Source organism: Actinoplanes palleronii, from assembly GCF_016862315.1.
GTDB lineage: Bacteria > Actinomycetota > Actinomycetes > Mycobacteriales > Micromonosporaceae > Actinoplanes > Actinoplanes palleronii.
Map to the genome: position 1 here is coordinate 26115 of NZ_BOMS01000044.1, position 19867 is coordinate 45981.

The 19867-nt window shown below is 71.7% G+C and carries 21 protein-coding genes and 1 riboswitch; of the genes, 11 read left to right on the plus strand and 10 right to left on the minus strand.

Annotated features, from left to right (window positions below; translation table 11 throughout):
• Positions 1-43: 43 nt before the first annotated feature.
• Both Apa02nite_RS15860 and Apa02nite_RS15865 read right to left on the minus strand, forming a co-directional pair.
• Positions 44-1012, minus strand: a complete 969-nt coding sequence (locus tag Apa02nite_RS15860; protein ID WP_203825617.1) for a cation diffusion facilitator family transporter — start codon at positions 1010-1012, stop codon at positions 44-46.
• A gap of 60 nt (positions 1013-1072) precedes the next feature.
• Complete coding sequence (locus Apa02nite_RS15865; protein ID WP_067695317.1) at positions 1073-1639, minus strand: helix-turn-helix domain-containing protein; 567 nt, start codon at positions 1637-1639, stop codon at positions 1073-1075.
• Between the two features lie 47 nt (positions 1640-1686).
• On the opposite strand from Apa02nite_RS15865, the gene Apa02nite_RS15870 reads away from it, so the two are divergent.
• Both Apa02nite_RS15870 and Apa02nite_RS15875 read left to right on the plus strand, forming a co-directional pair.
• Positions 1687-2511 carry a class I SAM-dependent methyltransferase gene (locus Apa02nite_RS15870; protein WP_203825618.1) on the plus strand — a complete coding sequence of 275 codons (825 nt, stop codon included), beginning with the start codon at positions 1687-1689 and terminating at the stop codon, positions 2509-2511.
• A 45-nt stretch (positions 2512-2556) separates the two neighbouring features.
• On the plus strand, positions 2557-3228 hold the full coding sequence (locus Apa02nite_RS15875; RefSeq protein ID WP_203825619.1) for a TetR/AcrR family transcriptional regulator: 672 nt from the start codon (positions 2557-2559) through the stop codon (positions 3226-3228).
• Here Apa02nite_RS15875 and Apa02nite_RS15880 read toward each other — a convergent pair.
• The 4 genes from Apa02nite_RS15880 to mgrA all read right to left on the minus strand — a co-directional run bounded on the left by Apa02nite_RS15880 (position 3200) and on the right by mgrA (position 6151).
• Positions 3200-3538, minus strand: coding sequence for a YnfA family protein (locus Apa02nite_RS15880; protein ID WP_203825620.1), 339 nt, complete (start codon positions 3536-3538; stop codon positions 3200-3202). The two genes, Apa02nite_RS15875 and Apa02nite_RS15880, sit on opposite strands and share 29 nt — an antisense overlap.
• Positions 3539-3698: 160 nt before the next feature.
• Positions 3699-4445, minus strand: a complete 747-nt coding sequence (locus Apa02nite_RS15885; RefSeq protein ID WP_203825621.1) for a nucleotidyltransferase domain-containing protein — start codon at positions 4443-4445, stop codon at positions 3699-3701.
• Positions 4442-5113, minus strand: coding sequence for a nucleotidyltransferase domain-containing protein (locus Apa02nite_RS15890; RefSeq protein WP_203825622.1), 672 nt, complete (start codon positions 5111-5113; stop codon positions 4442-4444). The genes Apa02nite_RS15885 and Apa02nite_RS15890 overlap by 4 nt, the downstream gene beginning before the upstream one ends.
• 42 nt (positions 5114-5155) lie before the next feature.
• On the minus strand, positions 5156-6151 hold the full coding sequence (mgrA, locus tag Apa02nite_RS15895) for an L-glyceraldehyde 3-phosphate reductase (RefSeq protein ID WP_203825623.1): 996 nt from the start codon (positions 6149-6151) through the stop codon (positions 5156-5158).
• A gap of 59 nt (positions 6152-6210) precedes the next feature.
• A riboswitch (glycine riboswitch) is annotated at positions 6211-6317 on the plus strand.
• Between the two features lie 96 nt (positions 6318-6413).
• Between mgrA and gcvP the strand changes: the two genes are divergently transcribed.
• Positions 6414-9227, plus strand: coding sequence for an aminomethyl-transferring glycine dehydrogenase (gcvP, locus tag Apa02nite_RS15900; protein ID WP_203825624.1), 2814 nt, complete (start codon positions 6414-6416; stop codon positions 9225-9227).
• Between the two features lie 113 nt (positions 9228-9340).
• Here the strand turns inward: gcvP and Apa02nite_RS15905 are convergent, their stop codons facing one another.
• Positions 9341-9541: a DUF5999 family protein gene (locus Apa02nite_RS15905; protein WP_067695293.1), complete on the minus strand. Its 201-nt coding sequence runs from the start codon at positions 9539-9541 to the stop codon at positions 9341-9343.
• Between the two features lie 120 nt (positions 9542-9661).
• Here Apa02nite_RS15905 and Apa02nite_RS15910 point away from each other — a divergent pair, with 120 nt between their 5' ends.
• From Apa02nite_RS15910 to Apa02nite_RS51050, 5 genes are all read left to right on the plus strand, one after another.
• The gene (locus Apa02nite_RS15910; protein ID WP_203825656.1) at positions 9662-10879 is read left to right on the plus strand and encodes a chorismate-binding protein; all 1218 of its coding nucleotides are present in this window, start codon (positions 9662-9664) and stop codon (positions 10877-10879) included.
• 154 nt (positions 10880-11033) lie between these two features.
• Complete coding sequence (locus tag Apa02nite_RS15915; protein ID WP_203825625.1) at positions 11034-11567, plus strand: sigma-70 family RNA polymerase sigma factor; 534 nt, start codon at positions 11034-11036, stop codon at positions 11565-11567.
• A 213-nt stretch (positions 11568-11780) separates the two neighbouring features.
• Positions 11781-12440 carry an AAA family ATPase gene (locus tag Apa02nite_RS15920; protein ID WP_203825626.1) on the plus strand — a complete coding sequence of 220 codons (660 nt, stop codon included), beginning with the start codon at positions 11781-11783 and terminating at the stop codon, positions 12438-12440.
• Between the two features lie 21 nt (positions 12441-12461).
• Entirely contained in the window at positions 12462-12953 is a 492-nt protein-coding gene (locus tag Apa02nite_RS15925; RefSeq protein ID WP_067695287.1) for a peptide deformylase, read from the plus strand.
• Positions 12950-13813: a class I SAM-dependent methyltransferase gene (locus Apa02nite_RS51050; protein WP_239164336.1), complete on the plus strand. Its 864-nt coding sequence runs from the start codon at positions 12950-12952 to the stop codon at positions 13811-13813. The genes Apa02nite_RS15925 and Apa02nite_RS51050 overlap by 4 nt, the downstream gene beginning before the upstream one ends.
• 766 nt (positions 13814-14579) lie before the next feature.
• Here Apa02nite_RS51050 and Apa02nite_RS15935 read toward each other — a convergent pair.
• The 3 genes from Apa02nite_RS15935 to Apa02nite_RS15945 all read right to left on the minus strand — a co-directional run bounded on the left by Apa02nite_RS15935 (position 14580) and on the right by Apa02nite_RS15945 (position 17350).
• Complete coding sequence (locus Apa02nite_RS15935) at positions 14580-15275, minus strand: hypothetical protein (RefSeq protein ID WP_203825627.1); 696 nt, start codon at positions 15273-15275, stop codon at positions 14580-14582.
• A gap of 155 nt (positions 15276-15430) precedes the next feature.
• Positions 15431-16006 (minus strand): hypothetical protein, encoded by a 576-nt coding sequence (locus Apa02nite_RS15940; RefSeq protein WP_203825628.1) that lies wholly within the window; start codon positions 16004-16006, stop codon positions 15431-15433.
• A gap of 159 nt (positions 16007-16165) precedes the next feature.
• Positions 16166-17350 carry an endonuclease gene (locus Apa02nite_RS15945; protein ID WP_203825629.1) on the minus strand — a complete coding sequence of 395 codons (1185 nt, stop codon included), beginning with the start codon at positions 17348-17350 and terminating at the stop codon, positions 16166-16168.
• A gap of 220 nt (positions 17351-17570) precedes the next feature.
• Here Apa02nite_RS15945 and Apa02nite_RS15950 point away from each other — a divergent pair, with 220 nt between their 5' ends.
• The 3 genes from Apa02nite_RS15950 (at position 17571) to Apa02nite_RS15960 (ending at position 19865) form a co-directional block, all read left to right on the plus strand.
• A complete protein-coding gene (locus tag Apa02nite_RS15950; protein WP_203825630.1) occupies positions 17571-18659 on the plus strand; it encodes a serine hydrolase domain-containing protein in 1089 nt (362 codons plus the stop codon).
• Between the two features lie 57 nt (positions 18660-18716).
• Positions 18717-19385 (plus strand): maleylpyruvate isomerase family mycothiol-dependent enzyme, encoded by a 669-nt coding sequence (locus tag Apa02nite_RS15955; protein ID WP_203825631.1) that lies wholly within the window; start codon positions 18717-18719, stop codon positions 19383-19385.
• Positions 19386-19466: 81 nt separating this feature from the next.
• Positions 19467-19865: a RidA family protein gene (locus tag Apa02nite_RS15960; protein ID WP_275412474.1), complete on the plus strand. Its 399-nt coding sequence runs from the start codon at positions 19467-19469 to the stop codon at positions 19863-19865.
• Positions 19866-19867: the final 2 nt, after the last annotated feature.

A 19867-nucleotide genomic window follows, 5' to 3' on the forward strand; every position in this document is an offset into this window, starting at 1 on the left:
CCGGCTGGTCCGGGCCGGACGGGCGGCCGGTCACGCTGCGGTGTTACGCCCTCGGGTAGGCGATCGCCCGGTGGGTGGGGCCGTGGGCCTCGTCGCAGTGCGGTTCGCCGGCCGGGGCGGCGGTGTCGGCGGCGTGGTCGACCTGCAGCGTGGTGTGGGTGATGTCGTGCCGCTTCTGCAGCAGGTCCTCCAGGTCGCGGCGGACGGTGTGGCAGTCGGCGTGGTCGTCGACGATGACGTGCGCCGACAGTGCGGTCTGTCCGGAGGTGATCTGCCACAGGTGCAGGTCGTGGATCTCGCTGACCGTGCCGATCGCGGCCAGCTCGGCGCCGAGCGCGTCGACGTCGGTGCCGGCCGGTGCGGCTTCGAGCAGCACCCGGCCGGAGTCGCGGACCAGCCGGACGCCGGCCACGACCATCAGCACCACCACGATCAGTGAGGCGATCGCGTCGGCGCGGGTGAAGCCGGTGAAGACCATCACCAGCCCGGCGATCAGGGTGGCGATGAACGCGAACAGGTCATTGAGGATGTGCTGGTAGGCGCCCTCGACGTTGAGGCTGGTCCGGTTGGCGCGGGACATGCACCAGGCGGCGGCGATGTTCACCACCACGCCGGCCGCGGCGGTGCCCACCACCAGGGCGCCGGCCACCTCGGGCGGGGCGAGCAGGCGGTGCACGGCCTCGTAGGCGAGCCAGCCGCCGAGCAGCAGCAGCGTCAGCCCGTTGGCCTGGGCGGAGAGGATCTCGGCGCGCTTCAGCCCGTACGTGAAACCGCCCTTCGGCGGACGGGCCGCGAGTCGCATGGCGATCAGGGCCAGCACGATCGCGGCGGCGTCGGTCAGCATGTGCGCGGCGTCGGAGAGCAGCGCCAGCGACTGGGCGATCAGGCCGATCACCACCTCACCGGCCATGAACACGGTGATCAGGGTGAGGGCGGCGACCAGCCAGCGGCGGTCGGCGTCGGCGCGCACCCCGTGGTCGTGCCCGCCGTGGTGATGGTCGTGCTCGTGCATCCCGTCTCCCTCACCGATCTCGCTGCCCCGACCAGAGTAGGCCTGCCGGCGGCCCGGACGTCAGCGGTGCGGGCCCAGATGCGACCGTTCACCCTCGTGATCGAGGATGCAGAGCATCTCGGCCGGGCCGCCGGTCGAGCCGAACGCGTGCGGCACCATCGTGGAGAACTCGGCGGCCTCACCGGCCCGGACCAGCACGGTCCGCTCGGCCAGCCGCAGCACCACGGCGCCGGAGAGCACCACGAACCAGTCCCGGCCCGGGTGCACCCGCAGGTCGGCCGGCACCGCCCGGTCGAGGCGCAGCTTCGCCACCGTCATGCCGGCCGTGACGCCCTCGCGGGTCAGCAGCCAGGTGGTCATGCCGCGCGCGTCGTCGTGGTGCGGGCGGATCACCACGTCCTCGTCGCGGCCCGACTCGACGAGCTGGTCCAGGCTGGTGCCCAGCGCCCGGGCGATCGGGGCGAGCTGGTCGAGGGCGATCCGCCGGTGCCCGGTCTCGATCCGGCTCAGGGTGGAGGGTGTCAGATAGCTGCGGCTCGCCAGCTCGTCGAGGGACCAGCCGCGGGCCACCCGCAGGCTGCGGATCCGCTGGCGGACCAGGGCGTCGAGCTCACCGTCTTGCGTCATACGCAAGATAGTATGTCCCAGACGCAAGAACGGGATAGCGTACGGACATGGCACACGAACACGGTCACCACCACAAGCACGGACAGCCGAGCGGCGACCTCGCCGAGATCCTCGACCTGGACGCCGAGGTCCTGCGGGACTACTACGCCGAGGTGATCGGCTGGGCGGGCTCGCTCGTCGGGGACCGGCCGCGGATCGTCGACCTCGGTGCGGGCACCGGCGTCGGCACCATCGCCCTGGCCCGGCACCTGCCCACCGCCGAGGTCACCGCGGTCGACATGGACGAGGAGATGCTCGCCGGGCTGCGGCACCGCGCCGGCGCGGCCGGGGTCGGCGACCGGGTCCGCACCGTCCGGGCCGACCTCGACGGCGACTGGCCCGCGCTGGGCCCGGCCGACCTGGTCTGGGCGTCCGCGTCGATGCACCACCTGGCCGACCCGGCCCGCACCCTCGCGCGGGTCCACGACGTGGTCCGGCCCGGCGGCGCCTTCATGATCTCCGAGCTGGACGCGTTCCCGCGGTTCCTCACCGACCCGGCCGGGGTGGCGCTCGAGCAGCGCGCGCACGACGAGCTGGCCCTGATGCGGCGCGAGCACGGCATGCACATGGGTGAGGACTGGGGCGCGCTGCTGAAGACCGCCGGCTTCGCCCTCGAGGGGGAGCGGCGCTTCGACATCGAGCTGCGACCGCCGCTGCCGGCGTCAGCGCTGCGGTACGCGCAGGCCACCCTGCAGCGGACGGTGCCCCGGATGGTCGGCCGGCTCAGCGCGGACGAGGTGGCGGGGCTCACGGCGTACGCGGAAAATCTCGCGGACCGCGACGATCTCGTGGTCCGGTCCACCCGGATGGTCTGGATCGGTCGCCGGCCCTGACCCACCCTCGTCGGCGCCGGCCTGGCGGACTGCCAGGATGGGCGGATGGTGACCCGACCGCGGCGTGACGACGCGCTCTCCCGGGAGCGCATCGTCGACGCCGCCACCGCACTGCTCGACGCCGAGGGCGAGGGTGGGCTGACGTTCCGCGCTCTCGCCGCGCACCTGAACACCGGGCCGGGCGCGATCTACTGGCACGTGGCGAACAAGGGTGAGCTGCTGACCGCCGCCACCGACGCTGTGCTGAACCGGACAGTGCCCGCGGCTGCCGCCGGCGCCACGCCACCGGACGCGATCCGGGCGGTGGCGCTCGGGGTCTTCGACGCGATCGAGGCGCATCCGTGGGTCGGTACGCAGCTGACCCACATGCCGTCGCAGCCGGCGTTGCGGCGGCTCTTCGAGCGGCTGGGGCAGCAGGTGCGGGCGCTCGGGGTGCCGGCCGCGGCGCAGTTCACGTCGGCGTCGGCGCTGCTCAACTACGTGCTCGGGGTGGGCGCGCAGAACGCGGCGAACGCGCGCGCCCACCAGCCGGGCGCCGACCGGGGGGAGATCCTGGGTGCGGAGGCGGCGGCGTGGGCCGGGCTGGACCCGGGGGAGTACCCGTTCTTGCGGAGCGTCGCGGGTCAGTTGCGCGAGCACGACGACCGGCAGCAGTACCTGGACGGCGTCAACCTGATCCTGGTGGGGATCACGGCGTGTGCCGGGGGGCATACATGATCACAGCGACGCCGAGCAGGCAGATCGCGGCGCCGACGAGGTCCCAGCGGTCGGGGCGGAACTTGTCGACCACCATGCCCCAGCCGAGCGAGCCGGCCACGAAGACGCCACCGTAGGCGGCCAGGATCCGGCCGAAGTTCGCGTCCGGTTGCAGGGTGGCGACGAAACCGTAGGCGCCGAGCGCGACGACCCCGGCGGCGATCCACCACAGGCCGCGGTCTTCCCGCCAGCCCTGCCAGATCAGCCACGCCCCACCGATCTCGGCGAACGCGGCCAGCACGAACAGGAGCAGCGAGCGCGCGACGATCATGCAGGCGAACCTACCGGCCGGGTAGTGGCCGCAGGCGGCGGGCAGGCCGCGGGTGGGCAGAGCGCGGGCGCCCGCGGGCCGCGCGGCTGGCTGTGAGGGCCATTATCGAGCCGTCATAAGGGCCGTCAGAACCAGCTGACCCCGCCGCGACGCGCCGGGATCAGCTCAGGCGGGTCTGGACGATCAGGTCGTGCAGGGCCGTCACTGCGTCCGCCGACGGCTTGTCCGGCAGTGGTGACGCGTCCCGGGCCGCCTCCAGCTCCGCCCGCAACCGCGGGATGTCCGCTGCCAGCCGCTCCGCCGCCCCGGCCGGGAACGGCCCGTGCTCGGCCTCCCGCTTCGCCGCGATCAGGTCGGCCACATAGGCGACGTCCGCCCCGAGCACCCGCAGGTCGGTCTCCAGCGAGCCGGTCCGCATCAGATGGATGCCGGTGAGCAGCACCCGCAGCGTGTACAACGCCGGCTTCAACTCCCCGCCCTTGGCGTACAGCTTCTCCTGGCTGTGCGAGAACCCCAGGTAGTGGTGCGCGTGATGCCGGGTGATCAGCCCCGGCGCCAGCTCCGCCAACGCGGCGTGCAGCGGCGACGTCACCACCACCAGCGGCGACAGCAACTGCTCCAGCACGTAGCCGTTGCGGCTGTTCAGCAGGCGCGCGAACTTCAGCAGGTCGTGCGAGACCACGTCCAGCTCGACGCCGTCGCGGACCCCGCCGCGCTGCAGCGTCTCCGGCCCGGTCCGCAATCCGACGACTTCCGCGATCGGCAGCACGTGCGCGGCGCGCAGGTCGAGGTCCGAGTCGATCGAGGCGAAGCCGTACAGGTGCGCGCCGCTCACGGTGCAGAAGATCAGGGGATAGGGAAGGTCGGTGGCAGCGTCCGCCGCCCACTCCGGCACGTCGAGGGTCACCGCAGATTCCTTTCCCGTACGGCGGTGAGCAGCGCGTCGACCCGTTCCCGGTCGGGCCGCTCCGGCAGCGTGGTGTCGGCGGCGGCCCGCGACAGGTCGGCGAGCAGCTCCGCGGCCCACGCGGCGACCGCGTCCCAGCTCAGCTCGCCACGCTTGACCGCCAGTAGCCGGTCGCGCAGGTGCCGCACGTCGACCAGGATCTCCCCGGTCCGCAGCACGTGCGCACCGGCCGTCAGCAGCCGGATCATGTGCATGGCCTGCTTGTGGTTGATCTCCCCGGTCCGGGCGCGCCGGGCCGCGACCCGGTCGAGCTGGTCGCGCGCGTAGTTGCCGTACGTCTCGGCGACCCGCCGGGACAGGAACGCGCCGCGGGCGGCCAGGAGCTCCCGCCCGTCGTCGGTGACCTGCTCGATCAGCGGCGACCAGAGCACTTCGAGCACTGTCGGGTTGGCCTGCAGCGCGAGCGTGCAGAACCGTTCGACCTCCCAGGAGAACTGTTCCTCGGCGGGCCCGTCCAGGTGGGTCGGCGGCTTGTCGAGACGCCAGAAGTCCCGGGTCGGCGCCGCGTAGACGCCGCGCCGGTCGTGGTCGCTGCCCGGGCCTTCGAGGCCGTAGGCGCGCGACCCGACGACGACCGCCAGGATCGTGTGCTTCTCGACGAGGTCCATGCCCGGGCACGGTACTGAACCCGTGCCCGGGCAGCGACGGGATTACAGGTCCAGGACCGTGGCGTCGATGGCGTCCAGCTCCTCCTGCGACAGCGGGAGGTTGTCCAGCGCGGCGATGTTGTTCTCCAGCTGCTCGACGCTGGACGCGCCGATGATCAGGCTGGTCATCCGCGGGTCGCGCAGCGCCCAGGCCAGGGCCAGCTGGGCCAGGGACTGGCCGCGGCGCTTGGCGATGTCGTTCAGCGCGTGCAGCCGGCCCATGGTCTTCGCGTCCAGGGCGTTCTCGTTGAGGAACACGCTGGTGCGGATCCGCGAGTCGTCCGGGATGCCGTCCAGGTACCGGTCGGTGAGCAGGCCCTGCTGCAGCGGGCTGAAAGCGATCGCGCCCGCGCCGGCCTCCTCCAGGGTGTCCAGCAGGTTGTCGTGCTCGGTCCAGCGGTTCAGGATCGAGTACGACGGCTGGTGGATCAGCAGCGGCGTGCCCAGCTCACGCAGGATCGCGGCGGCCTGCGCGGTCTGCTCGGCCTTGTAGTTGCTCAGGCCGACGTAGAGCGCCTTGCCGGACCGGACGATCTGGTCGAGCGCGCTCATCGTCTCCTCGAGCGGCGTCTCCGGGTCCGGCCGGTGGTGGTAGAAGATGTCGACGTACTCGACGCCGAGCCGCTTCAGCGACTGGTCCGCCGAGCTGATCAGGTACTTGCGGGAGCCGAAGTCGCCGTACGGGCCGTCCCACATGGTGTAGCCGGCCTTGCTGGAGATGATCAGCTCGTCGCGGTGGTGCTTGAGGTCGCCGTTGAGGATCTTGCCGAAGTTGGTCTCGGCGCTGCCCGGCGGCGGGCCGTAGTTGTTGGCCAGGTCGAAGTGGGTGACCCCGAGGTCGAAGGCGCGGCGCACGATGTCGCGCTGACGGTCGGCCGGTCGGGTGTCGCCGAAGTTGTGCCAGAGGCCGAGGGAGATGGCGGGCAGCTTGAGCCCGCTGCGCCCGGCGCGGCGGTACGTCATCGACTCGTAGCGGTCGTCGGCAGGGGTGTAGGTCACAGCCCCAGCCTAGGCATGCCGATCATGGTCATGTCCGCTGGTAGGTTGGTGAGGCCGGCTACACCCGCGCGGGAGAGACCTGGGTCCTGATCTTGTCAGGGCTCGTCGGCGCCGAAGAGGCAAATCCTCCCCGGAAACTTTCAGGCAAAAGGACCGCGTGGGCAGGCGACTCTGAAGTGCTCCGTCTTTCGAACGTGAAGGGCTGGGTATGACAGAGGGGGAGGTTGCGTGTCGACCTTCTCAACGCCCGGGAGCTGCCCCTATGACGTCGTCGTTCACCCACCGCCACATCGGCCCGCAGGCCGACGAGCAGGCGGAGATGCTCAAGGCCATCGGGTACGGATCACTCGATGCCCTGATGGATGCCGCGATCCCCGAGTCGATCCGGTTCCACGGTGAGCTCGACCTGCCGGCCGGCGCCTCCGAGGAGGAGGCGATCGCCGAGCTGCGCGCGATCGCCGGCCGCAACACGGTGGCCACCCCGATGATCGGCCTCGGCTACTACGGCACGCACACCCCCGCCGTGATCAAGCGGAACGTGCTGGAGAGCCCGGCCTGGTACACCGCGTACACGCCGTACCAGCCGGAGATCAGCCAGGGCCGGCTCGAGGCGCTGCTCAACTTCCAGACCATGGTCACCGACCTGACCGGGCTGACCACGGCGAACGCGTCGATGCTCGACGAGGCCACGGCGGTCGCGGAGGCCATGACGCTCGCCCGCCGCGCCTCCAAGGTCAAGACTCCGGTGTACGTCGTGGACGCCGATACCTTCCCGCAGACCCTGGCGGTGCTGCGCACCCGGGCCGAGCCCCTCGGGATCGAGGTCACGCTCGTCGACCTGGACGCCGGTGACGCGCTGCCCGAGGAGTATTTCGGGCTGCACCTGCAGTACCCGGGCGCGTCCGGCGCGGTCCGTGACCACGCCGACCTGATCACCGCGGCGCACGCCAAGGGTGCCCTGGTCACGGTCGCCGCCGACCTGCTGGCGCTGACCCTGCTGCGCGCACCGGGTGAGATCGGCGCGGACATCGCGGCCGGTACGACGCAGCGCTTCGGCGTACCCCTGGGCTTCGGTGGCCCGCACGCCGGCTATCTGGCGGTGCGCAGCGGTCTGGAGCGCAGCCTGCCCGGGCGCCTGGTCGGTGTCAGCAAGGACGCCGACGGCGCGCCCGCCTACCGCCTCGCGCTGCAGACCCGTGAGCAGCACATCCGCCGGGAGAAGGCGACCAGCAACATCTGCACCGCGCAGGTCCTGCTCGCGGTGATGGCCGGCATGTACGCGGTCTACCACGGCCCGGCCGGCCTGCGGGAGATCGCGCAGCGCACCCACCGCAAGGCGCGCGCGCTCGCCGCCGGCCTCGCCGCGGCGCGTATCGAGACCACCCAGACCGCGTTCTTCGACACGGTGACCGCGCGGGTGCCGGGCCGGGCCGCCGAGATCGTCGCCGGAGCCGCGGCCGCCGGGATCGACCTGCGGCTCGTCGACGCCGACCACGTCGCGATGTCGGCCGACGAGACCACCACGGACGCGCACGTGGCCGCGGTGCTCGCCGCGTTCGGCGCGCCGGAGAAGACCACCGGCCCCCGGGTGATCCCGGACGCGCTCGTGCGGACCAGCGACTACCTGAGCCACCCGGTGTTCAACACCCACCACTCCGAGACGGGCATGCTGCGCTACCTGCGCAAGCTCTCCGACCGCGACTACGCGCTGGACCGCGGCATGATCCCGCTGGGCTCGTGCACGATGAAGCTGAACGCCACCACCGAGATGGAGGCGGTCAGCTGGCCGGAGTTCGCGAACATCCACCCGTTCGCGCCGGCCGACCAGACCCGCGGCTACGAGGACCTGGTGGCCCAGCTCGAGGGCTGGCTCGCCGAGATCACCGGGTACGACGCGGTCAGCGTCCAGCCGAACGCCGGCTCGCAGGGTGAGCTGGCCGGGCTGCTCGCGATCCGCGGCTACCACCGCTCGCGCGGCGAGACCCACCGCGACGTCTGCCTGATCCCGTCCTCGGCGCACGGCACCAACGCGGCCAGCGCGGTGATGGCCGGCATGCGCGTGGTCGTGGTGGCCTGCGACGAGAACGGCAACGTCGACCTCACCGACCTGGCCGCCAAGATCGAGAAGCACCGCGACCAGCTCTCCGCGATCATGGTGACCTACCCGTCGACCCACGGCGTGTACGAGACCTCGATCGCCGACCTGTGCGCGAGCGTGCACGAGGCCGGCGGCCAGGTGTACGTCGACGGCGCGAACCTCAACGCGCTGGTCGGCTTCGCCAAGCCGGGCAAGTTCGGCGCCGACGTGTCGCACCTGAACCTGCACAAGACGTTCTGCATCCCGCACGGCGGTGGCGGCCCCGGCGTCGGCCCGGTCGCCGTCCGCGCGCACCTGGCGGACTTCCTGCCCGGCAACCCCCTCGAGCCGGGCGACCACCACGCCGTCTCGGCCGCCCCGCACGGCTCGGCCGGCATCCTGCCGATCTCCTGGGCGTACGTCCGGATGATGGGCCCGGACGGCCTCGCGCAGGCCACCGCGACCGCGGTCCTGGCCGCCAACTACGTCGCGGCCCGGTTGCGCGAGCACTACCCGGTGCTCTACGCCGGGGAGAACGGCCTGGTCGCGCACGAGTGCATCCTGGACCTGCGGCCGATCACCAAGGCCACCGGCGTCTCGGTCGACGACGTCGCCAAGCGGCTGATCGACTACGGCTTCCACGCGCCGACCATGTCGTTCCCGGTCGCCGGCACCCTGATGGTGGAGCCGACCGAGAGCGAGGACCTGGCCGAGCTGGACCGGTTCTGCGCCGCGCTGATCGCGATCAAGAAGGAGATCGACCAGGTCGCCGCGGGCGTCTGGCCCAAGGACGACAACCCCCTGGCGAACGCGCCGCACACCGCGTCGGCGGTCTCCGCGGACGAGTGGCCGCACCCCTACCCGCGGTCGGTGGCCGGTTTCCCGGAGGGCGTGGACCGGACGGCGAAGTACTGGCCGCCGGTGCGCCGCATCGACGGGGCCTACGGGGATCGCAACCTGGTCTGCTCGTGCCCCTCGCCGGAGGCCTACGAGAACTGATATCTAGGATGCGTGCGCAGGTCGCGGTCTTCGGATCGCGGCCTGCGCCGTCTCTCGCCAGGGCCGTCGAACCTCCGCCAATAAAACGGCCGTTTCGTTACCCTGAGTGATATTTATGCGGCGAGGCAGTGCACTGCCGGGCCGCGGTGCGGTTCGATCGTCGTGCCGTCCGGCAGCAGTTCGCCGGTGTCCTCGAACACGATGACGCCGTTGCAGAGCAGGCTCCAGCCCTGTTCCTGGAAGGTCGCCACGGTGCGGGCGGCCTCCCGATCGATGGCTTCGGCTGAGGGGCATTGCGCTAGGTGCTGGCACATCAGGTTTACTCCGGTAGGGGGCTGTGTGAAGGTTCACAAAGTCGAGGCCGAACGTTACCTCACATCGAACGACAGCGGTTCACAGCGGTGACGGCGTCCGCCCACGAATTCACAAGTTCGATAGTCCACGCACACGGCCTCGGCGACCACTCTCCGGTACCTCCTCTCGGTGCTCCGCCGGGTGCTCCGGCGTCCTGCGGTGCCCGTCACCATGCGTTACGTACGTTCCAGTGGTTCCGGGGTGATTCCGGTGACCCTGCCGAGCTTGTGACGGCCTTTCTCGAGGGCAACGGACTGCCGGTGCGAAAGCTCGGCCGAACGGGTGACAAAGACCGGCCGGATGGCCATGGCGCTATCTGCGGGGCGTCGCTCTACGTATCCGCGGATGCCGGATGCGTGATGATCAACGCCACTGCCGGCGGCCCCAGTCCGGTCCCCGCGGTCCCGGACGTGTACGCCGTCATCTGGGTACACGCCGACGTGCCTTCGCAGGGTTCAACGGACGACTGGGAACTCGGTTCCTGGCACGCGAGCTGGACTCCGCAGGAGCACGCCGGTGCGGTCCAGGACGTCCGGGACGCGATCGGGCGGGGCGACGTCTACCAGGTGAACGTGGTCGGGCACGCGTCCGCGCCGTACACCGGGAATCCGGCCGCGGCCCTGCGCCGCGTCGCCGCCCTGCCCGGAGCGCGGTACGGCGGCGTCCTGGCCGGCCCCGGCGGACGGTGGGCGATCGCGACCGCCTCGCCGGAGACCCTGGTCGAGGTTCGCGACGGCCGGGTGATCACCCGCCCGATCAAGGGCACCCGCCCGGCCACCGCTGCCGGGCACCGGGAGCTGCTCGCCTCGGCCAAGGAACGCGCCGAACACATCATGATCGTCGACCTGGAGCGCAACGACCTGGCCCGGCTGCCCGGCACCGGACCGGTCCGCGTCGACGAGCTGTTCGCGGTACGCCGTTGGAGTGGTCTCTGGCAGGCCGAGTCGGTCGTCTCGGCGGCCCTGGACGGCGACGTCGGCCTCGCCGAGCTGCTCCGCGCGGTCTGCCCCGGCGGCAGCGTCACCGGGGCGCCCAAGCACGCCGCGCTCGACCGGATCGCCGCCCTGGAGCCGGTGGGCCGCGGGGCGAGCATGGGTGGCCTGGGCTGGATCGGACACGACCACGTCGACCTGGGGCTGAGCATCCGGACCGTGGCGGTCGACGGCGCCCGGGTGCACGCCTGGGCGGGCGGCGGGATCACCGCGGACAGCGACCCGGCCGACGAGGTCGCCGAGGCCGCGGCGAAGGCCGGACCACTGCGCGCCGCCCTGGCCGGGACGGTCACAGGCGCCGCATAGCCGCTTCCGAGCGTTCTCTACCTATTGCGTGCCACTCTCACTGTCCGCCCCCACGGCCGGGGGCCGAGCGCGTACCTTGGCGCACGCGTTTCACCAAGACGGTCCACAGTGGCGACCAGGCCGCGGTGGCTGCAGAGAAGGCGACACCCAGGTCATGCTCGAACTCCTCGACCCACCGGCGGTTCCCGCCCCGCGCTCCGCGAGCCCCGAGTTCCCGCGCTTCGCGCACGACAGCTCGCAGCGGCTGCACCACAGCGCGTATCAACTCTGCCGGGATTGGCACCTCGCCCAGGACCTGACCCAGACCACGCTGACCAAGCTGTTCCTGAGCTGGGACCGGGCCGCGGAGAGCGACAACCTTTCGGCGTACGCCCAGAAGGTCCTGCTCCGGACGTATCTGGACCACAGGCGCCGCCGCAGCTCCACCGAGTCCACTCCGGGCGAATTGCGCGAACCGTCCTACACGTCCGATCCCGATCTGCGGATCACCATGATGATCGCGGTGGACCGGTTGCCGGCCCGGGACCGGGCGATAGTGCTGCTGCGCTACTTCGCCGACCACACGGTCGAGCAGGTCGCCGCCGAGCTGAACGTCCCGATCACCGTGGTCAAGAGCCAGACCCGGCGCTCCCTGATCAAGCTGAAGCACATGCTGGTCGGCGACCGCGCGGCCCTGTTTGCCGCCTGACGCTATCGTCACCCGCGAAGGGGAGTAGTCCTTTCGTCGGTCGTTCGACATCCTGGCGCCTCGCGGTGCCCGGCGGCCGGGCCCCGGGTCACGTACCCGGGGTGGACGAGACCTTCGGCCCTGCAGGTGACATGTGTCGCCGCGACAGGGGCCGGAGTCTCGGCGGTCGCGGGAAAACGGTCCTCTGCCCCGGTGGCGGGAGAGGAAACGACCATGGCGACGGCCCTTGCCACCGCTGCTATCGCTCCGTGCGCAGCCCGCGACCTCCGCGGGCAGCTGGTCGGGGAGCTCAACTTTCCGGCGGGGTCGCTGCTGGTGGTGGCCGGTGTGCCGGGAGCGGGCAAGACCACGCTGCTGAAGCGGCTGCTGCCGCAGGCGGGGGTGCGGCTGCTCGACTCCGAGCACGGGCGGGTGCGGCTGAGCCGGTACTTCGGCGCGCTGCCGTACAAGTACTGGCGGCCGCTGGTGCACGCCAGCCACTACGTGCGGCTGTACCGCGCGCTGCGGGGACCGGAATCGATCGTGGTGCACGAGTCCGGGACGCGGAGCTGGGCGCGCCGACTGATCACGGGGGCGGCGCGGCGGGCGGATCGTCGTACCCATCTGCTGCTCCTCGATGTCGACCCGGGCGAGGCTCTCGCCGGACAGCGGACCCGGAACCGGAAGGTCCGCCCGTCGGTCTTCGCCGCGCACTGCCGCAACTGGCAGCGGCTCCTGCGCGAGGTGGCCGATTCTGGTCACCCGATCCACCGGGAGGCCGCGACCATCACCGTGATCGACCGGGCGGTGGCGACCGAACTGAGCGCGATCCGGTTCACCGGTCCGCACCTGGTGCCGGACGCCCCGGTCCGGCAGCTGTCGGCGGCGGCGTAACGGGCCGATAGGCTTTCAGGCATGACAGTGAGGCCCATCCGGATCTACGGCGACCCGGTCCTGCGCACACCCGCCGACCCGGTCACCGCGTTCGACGCCACCCTGCGCGAGATCGTCCGCGACCTGGAGGACACCGTCCGCGAACCCGGCCGCGCCGGTGTCGCCGGACCGCAGATCGGCGTGAGTCTGCGGGTGTTCTCCTACAACGTGGGCGGCGAGGTGGGTCACATGATCAACCCGGTGCTGTCCGATTTCGAGGGGGAGCAGGAGGACGAGGAGGGCTGCCTGTCGCTGCCCGGCCTCGGCTACTCCACGAAGCGATCGATGTCGGTCACGGCCAGCGGCTTCGACCAGCACGGCGAGCCCCTGGTGATCCGCGGTACCGAGTTCCTGGCCCGGGCGCTGCAGCACGAGACCGACCACCTCGACGGCCGCCTCTACATCGATACCCTGACCGGCGACGTCCGCCGCCAGGCCCTGCGCGAACTGCGCCGGGTCGTCCCCCGCCGATGACCGAGCCGCCCGCGCCCCCACCCACCGACACCCGGCGGTTCGCGGCCGCGTCGCTGGCGGCCGGCGACGCGACCGGCTGGTTCGAGGAGCTCTATGCCTCGGCGCGGGACGGCGGCGCGGTCGTGCCGTGGGACGTGGCGGCGGCGAGCGTGCGCCTGCGGGAGTTCCCGCTGCCGCCGGGCGCGGGCCGGCGCGCCCTGGTCGTCGGCTGCGGTCCGGGCCGCGACGCGGAGCATCTCGCGGCTCTGGGGTATGCCGTGACCGCATTTGACATCGCAGCCACCGCGATCGAGCTGGCCCGCTCACGGCACCCGGAGTCACCGGTCGCCTATCAGGTGGCCGACCTGCTCGACCCGCCGGCGGCGTGGACCCGGGCCTTCGACCTGGTCCTGGAGAGCAACAACGTGCAGGCCCTGCCCGCCGGGATCCGCACCCGGGCGATCGCCGCCGTGGGAGAGTTCGTCGCACCGGGCGGAACCCTCCTGGTCCTGGCCGCCGCAGCCACCGACGTCCCCCCGCCAGCCGACGTCCCGGCGCCTGCTGACGTCCCCCGGCCGGCCGGCGTCCCGGCACCGGTCGATGTCCCCTTGCCCACCGATATCCCGGCGCTGATCGATGTCCTCCCGGCAACCGACGTCCCGGCGGTGACCGACCTTCCGGCTGTGCCGGATGTCGCGGCGGCGGTCGGCGTTCCGGCGGGGGCCGGTGTGCTGGGGGAGGGCCCGCCGTGGCCACTGACCCGGGCGGAGGTCGACGCCTTCGCCGGCCCCGGACTGCGCCCGATCTCGGTAGAGGAGATCACCGCACCCGGCACCCGGCTGGTCCGCCGCTGGCGAGCCGTCTTCACCCGCCGACCCTGACACGCCGAGCCTTCCAGCGCGCAAGTCCCGGTTTTCCAGTGCGCGTGGGCGGGTCCCGGTCTTCTATTGCGCGCGGCCCCGGCCGTCTATCGCGCGGGTCCCGGCCCACGGTCCCGCCGCCGCCCCATCAAGGCCGCAACAGCACCCGAACGGCCGTCGTGGGCGCCCGGGTCCCCGGCTGGTCCGCAGAGGTGCTTCCGCGGCCCGGAGTGACCCCTCACGGCCAGTTCGTCCCCGCCGGCTGGGTTCCAGGTGTGCCTCGAGGCAATGGGACACACCTCTGGTCCCCGGCTGGTCCGCAGGTGGGCCCCGGCTGGTCCGCAGAGGTGCTTCCGCGGCCCGGAGTGACCCCTCACGGCCAGCTCGTCCCCGCCGGCTGGGTCCCAGGTGTGCCTCAAGCCAACGGACACACCTCTGGGAACCAGCCACGGTCGGTGGGGCGCGTGGTGGCCGCCGTTGCTTGCGGTTGTTGTGCGCGGCCCGGGCGGAGGGCTGGCTGTCAGGTGTGTCTCGAGCAGGTGGATGCACCTCTGGGAGCCAGCCGGGGGGCGGGCGGCGTGCCGCGGTCCGGTCCGGCGGGGGCCGGGCGCGGCGGGTCGCCGTGTCCGGCGCGCGGGCTGGTGCTCACGGTTGTCTCGGAAGTGCGGAGGCAGCCGTGAACACCAGCCGGTGCTGATCCGCGCGGACAACGGTGCGCCGGGCGTGTGCCCGGCGCACCGTGCCTCAGGTAGGGCCGGCTGTCACTGTGCGGAGGTGGGGCCGGCTGTCAGTGAGCGGCGAAGAACAGGAACATGTTGGTCGGGATCGGGCCGACCACGTTCTTGTTCTTGGCCTTGATCAGGCCGGACAGGTAGGTCCAGCTCTGGTGCTTCTGGATCGCCTTGTAGGTGGTGGCGTTCGTGACACCGACCACCTGCACGTCCCACCACTCCGCCTTGCCCTTGTTCTTGGTGGTGATGAAGTGGTCGTGCCCCGGCGTGGTGAAGTTCTCCAGGGCCGGCTTCAGCTTCTCCGGAGTGGTCTTGTAGATCGGGGCGAGCGCCTCCGCCAGGCGCGTCATGTCCAGGTTCATCGGGTGGTCGACGCAGGTCAGCTTGTCCGGGCAGTCCAGGCCCTTGGCGGTGAAGCCGAGCGGCACCGTGATGAAGAGCGGGTCGAAGTTCTTGGCCGGCGCCACCGTGGCCTTCTCGCCGACCTCGCAGCCGGTGGTCGACGCCGCGGTCACGTGCGAGTCGCAGTAGAAGCCGTGGTTGTAGGTGAAGCTGGACCCATGACCGGCGTGGTTGCCCATGGTCATGCCGAATTCGTTCGGGCCGCGTCCACCGGTCGCGGTGGTGGCCTCGCCCTTCGGGTCGCTGCTGGAGGCGGCGTGCGCGATGGCGCCACCTCCGGCGGAGAGGGCGATCGCCGCGGCCATCAGCGGAATGGCTCGGGCGGTGTTGCGGCGGATGAGATCGAGCATGTCGGCGTCCCCTTTGACGCTCGCGGGCGCGCCTTCGGACGGCGGCCCTGTTCGAGGAGTTCGGGGCCGCGCGGAAGCCGGATTGCCGCAGAAGCCACCTATCACTCGTAAGGGGTAAACCTAGTCATAAACCGCACCGGCTGGCGCGGAACGCGCTACCGGGCCGGGGAGCCCTCCACCTTCTCGGCCACCCAGGACCGCAGGAACTCGCTGTCGGTACGGTTCACCCCGCGCGCCAGCCAGGTGAGGCCGGCACCCAGCAGCGCGACCGCCGCACCGGCACCGACGACCACCGGACCGATCAACGCCTCCCGGAACGACCCGTGCACCAGCGGCACGACAGTGTCGACGACACCGAGCACCGCGATCAGCGAGCCGGCGACGGCCCCGGCCCAGAGCAGCGCCCGGCCCGGTTGACTGCCACCCGGGGTGCAGCGGATCTCGCAGCCGGCCGGGACCGCGACGATCTCCCCCCGCAGCGACGGCTGGCGCAGATGGCGCGAGAACCGCACCCGCAGCAGCATCAGCCGGAATCCGTCCTCGCCGACGTGGCCGTACACCACCCGGTCGTCGGGGACCATCATCGGCGCCCGCCGCCATGCCTGTGTCCCGCTCACCACCGCCGCGTCCAGCCGCCGCCGGGCCTCCTGCGCCGGCACCGCCGAGACCAGGACGAACTCCTGGTCCCGCCGTCCGCGCGCCACACCGCCGATCCACCGCCCGATCCCCATCCCGTGAGTGTCGGCCCGCCGCACAAGGGCGCAGACACGCCGACGCCCGGCGCGTGGGCCGGGCGTCGACGGGGGAACCGGGGGGACGGTCGTGGCGGTGGGAGTGGTGCGCCGAGGTCGGGCCGGCCGCACGCCTGGGCCCGACCTCAGCGGCCTGTGCTACCCGAAGATCGAGCTGACCCATTCCGGGTGGTCGATGAACGGGTTCCGGTTGTGCTGGTACGTGCTGTAGATGACCTGGTTGCGGTTCTTCTCGAACGCGTCCGGCGGGTCGGCGGCGTTCCACTGCAGCAGGACCGAGAGCTTGCCGATGTACGGGTTGGAGCCGTTGGAGACCGAGTTGTTGACCTCCAGGTCGGCGAAGCCGTCGTCCCCCGAGTAGCGGACGGCCATGTAGAAGATCATGCGGGCCACGTCGCCCTTGACCGCGGCGCGCGGCTCGAACGAGTCCGAGTCGGTGTAGTTGCCGGCCGCGCCGGAGACCGCCGAGCCGCCGGTGTCGAAGTCCTTGTTGTCACGGATCGAGTTGACCGTGACGTCCTCCGGGCGCAGGTGGTGCAGGTCGGTGCCGGGGCCGGTGACGGTGCCGAAGTCACCGTGCGACTTGGCGTAGACGTGCTCGCGGTTCCAGTCGCCGACGTCGCCGCCGTTGAGGGTCTTGGACCGGCTGGTGCCCGAGTAGAGCAGGATCACGTTCGACGAGTTCGACGGGTCCTGGTCGGTGACCTTCAGGGCGTTCCACACCCCGTCGTACGAGAGCTTGGTGACGCCGGTGGAGATGATCGTGTGCAGTGCGGACTTCAGCGCGGCGCCGGACTTGCCGGAGGCGGCCGCGTAGTACGCGTCGGTGCTGCTGGACGCGGTCGGCGTGGCGGTGGCCGTGGTGGTCGTGGTCGGGCTGGTGGTCGACGTCGCGCCCAGGGTCATCGCGGTCGGCGACTTCAGGCCGGCGTGCGAGAAGTACGCCTCCAGCGAGCCGCTGACGGTCAGCGCCTTGCCGATCAGCGACGGGTTGCTGAGCAGCCCGAACGAGGACCGGTACGAGCTGGTGATCTGGACGTACAGCATCTTGGTGGTGCTGGTCTCGGTCTTGCTGTCGGCGATCGCCAGGGCGGTGTCGCCGGTGAAGTTGCTGAACTTCACGGTGCTGGTCGCGGTCGGCTCGCCGACGATGTAGCCGAGCACCGTGCCGGAGCCGCTCTGGCCGGCGATCGCCTGGGCGACAGTCAGCGAGGCGGCAGCCGTGGCGGGCGTCGAGGCCAGCGTGAAGAGCAGGGCCAGCAACGCGAGGAACGTGGGGACGGTCACCGCCAGAATGCGGCGATGCTGTTTCGGGACGGGCATGGGGGTGCTCCGTTTCGCCAGGCTGTATAGACAGCTTTGAGTGTGGGTGACCGGCGGCGATCGCCGTACATACCACATGGGTCATATCTGCCCGCCCGTTCTGGACGTGTGGATTTAACCTCAATGGTGCGTACCCGAAAGATGTTTCAGCCTGTCGGGTTCACCCAGGGTGCGACGCGCTCTCAGGGACGGTCGTTACCCTGCGTCCCGGGGAGGCTTCGTGACGATCGAACATGTGGCGCGGCGGGTCTGGGACGAGACGCCCGCCGAGGAGCTCGGCGTGGCGCCGGCGGCGGTGCGGACCATGCTCGCGATGGCGGCCGCGCGCGGTGCGGCCGCGCAACTGGTGGTGCTGCGGCACGGCGACGTGTTGATCGACAGGTCCTTCGGCGCGCCGCCGGACGTGCCGTTCCTGCTCTTCTCGGCCGGCAAACCATTGATCGCCGTGCTCGTCCATCAGCTCGCTGAGCAGGGGTTGCTGCGCCTCGACGCGCCGCTGTCCGCTTACTGGCCCGGCTTCGAGGCAAACCACAAACAAGACATCACCGTACGACAGGTGCTGCAGCATCGGTCCGGTCTCCCGTACGTGAAAAGTCTGTACCGCGACGCCCTGCTCGCGCCGGACTGGCACCGATCGGTCCGCGCCCTGGCCGCCGCCCGCCCGCACCACGCGCCCGGACGGCTGCCCGCCTACCACACGCTGAGCTACGGTTTCCTGCTCGGCGAGCTCATCCAGCGGGTCACCGGGCGTTCACTGCGCGATGTCCTGCACGAGGGGATCCGGCAACCGCTCGGCCTGCGCGACACCCACCTGAACGCGCCGCCCCGGCGGATCCCGATGCGCGGCGCCCCGTCCGGCGGCCCGCGGGCGCTGCAGTGGGCGGCGAACCGCCGGGTCACCCGGGACGCGGTGATCCCGGCGGCCACCATCTCCAGCACCGCCCGGGACCTGGCCGTCTTCTACCAGTCCCTGCTGGACTCCCGGCTGCTCGCGGCGGACGCGGTGGCCGAGGCCTGCGCGCCGTCGACCAGCGGCGAGAAGGACCTGATCCTCGGCAACCGGATCCGGTGGTCGGCCGGTTTCCAGCTGGGCGGGCACGAGAACGATCCGCTGCGACCCCGGCCGATGGGCAGACGCAGCAGCCGGCGGGCGTTCGGCCACAACGGCTCCAACGCCTGCCTGGGCTGGGCCGACCCGTCGCGCGGGCTGGTGATGGTCTACCTGACGAACCGCCTCGAGGGCAGTCCGGAGGGGTCGCCGTACCAGTGCGAGCTGAGCGACACCCTGCTGGCGGGGGTGCGGGAGTGATTTTGTTGCGGTGGCGTGCCCCTTGCTCGCCGGGGCGCGGCGGTAGAGTCGCGGCGCATGGAGCTGGATCATCTGGCGCATCTGCGGCGGGAACTGGCCGCTTTCCACGACTGCCTGAGCGATGACCTGACGGCGCCGGTCGTGCACTGCGGGGAGTGGACCCTGCGCGACCTGGCCGACCACCTGGGCAACGGGAACCTGTGGGCGGCCACCGCGGTCACGGAGCGGCACGGGCGGTTCCCGCGGCCACCCGCGCCGGCCGACATCGGCCCGTGGTTCGCCGGCACCGCGCAGACGTTGACGTCCGCGCTGGCGGTGGACCCGGCGACCGAGGCGTGGACGTTCGCGCCGCCGCACACCGTCGGGTTCTGGCGACGGCGGCGCTGCCTGGAGACGCTGGTGCACCGGTGGGACGCGGAGCACGCGCTGGGCGGGGCGGGCGCGCTGGACCCGGCGTTGTGCGCGGACGGGATCGACGAGGTCTTCGACACCTTCGCGCCGCGGCAGGTGCGGATGGGCCGGATGCCCGTACCGAAGAAGTCGGTTTTGTTCGTGGCGACCGACCTGGACCGATCGTGGACCGCGGGCCCGGACCGCCCGGTGGCGACACTGGAGGGTTCGGCGGCGGACCTGTTCCTGGCCCTGTGGAACCGGCTGCCGTGGTCCGCGCTCAGCGGTGACCCCGAGGCCGCGCGGGCGGCGCTGCCGGGCCCGCTCGTCCCCTAGGCACCGGCGGAATAATCGGCAGACGGGTGCGGCCGGCGTCACGATAATGGGCCGGTGATCACTAAATTCAGTCCGGACACGGTGCATGAGACGGCTGGGTACAGCCATGTGACGATCTCGGAGGCGGGCCGGCTGGCGCATCTGGCCGGGCAGTGTCCGCTCGACCTGGGCGGCCAGGTGGTCGGGGAGACCGGTGACTTCGCCGGGCAGACCGCGCAGGTGATCGCCAACTGTCTCGCGGTGCTGGCGGCGGCCGGGGCGGCGCCCGCGGACGTGGTGCGCTCGGTGATCTATGTGGTCAGCCCGGACAGCACGGTGCTCGCGGCGGTGTGGGATCAGCTCAACGCGTCGCCGCTGGCGCCGGCGTTCGGCACCGCGAGCACGCTGGTGGGCGTGGCCTCGCTCGGCTATCGGGGCCAGCTCGTCGAGGTCGACCTGACCGCAGCCCTGCGGGACGAGCCGACGGCTGACCGGGACTGACG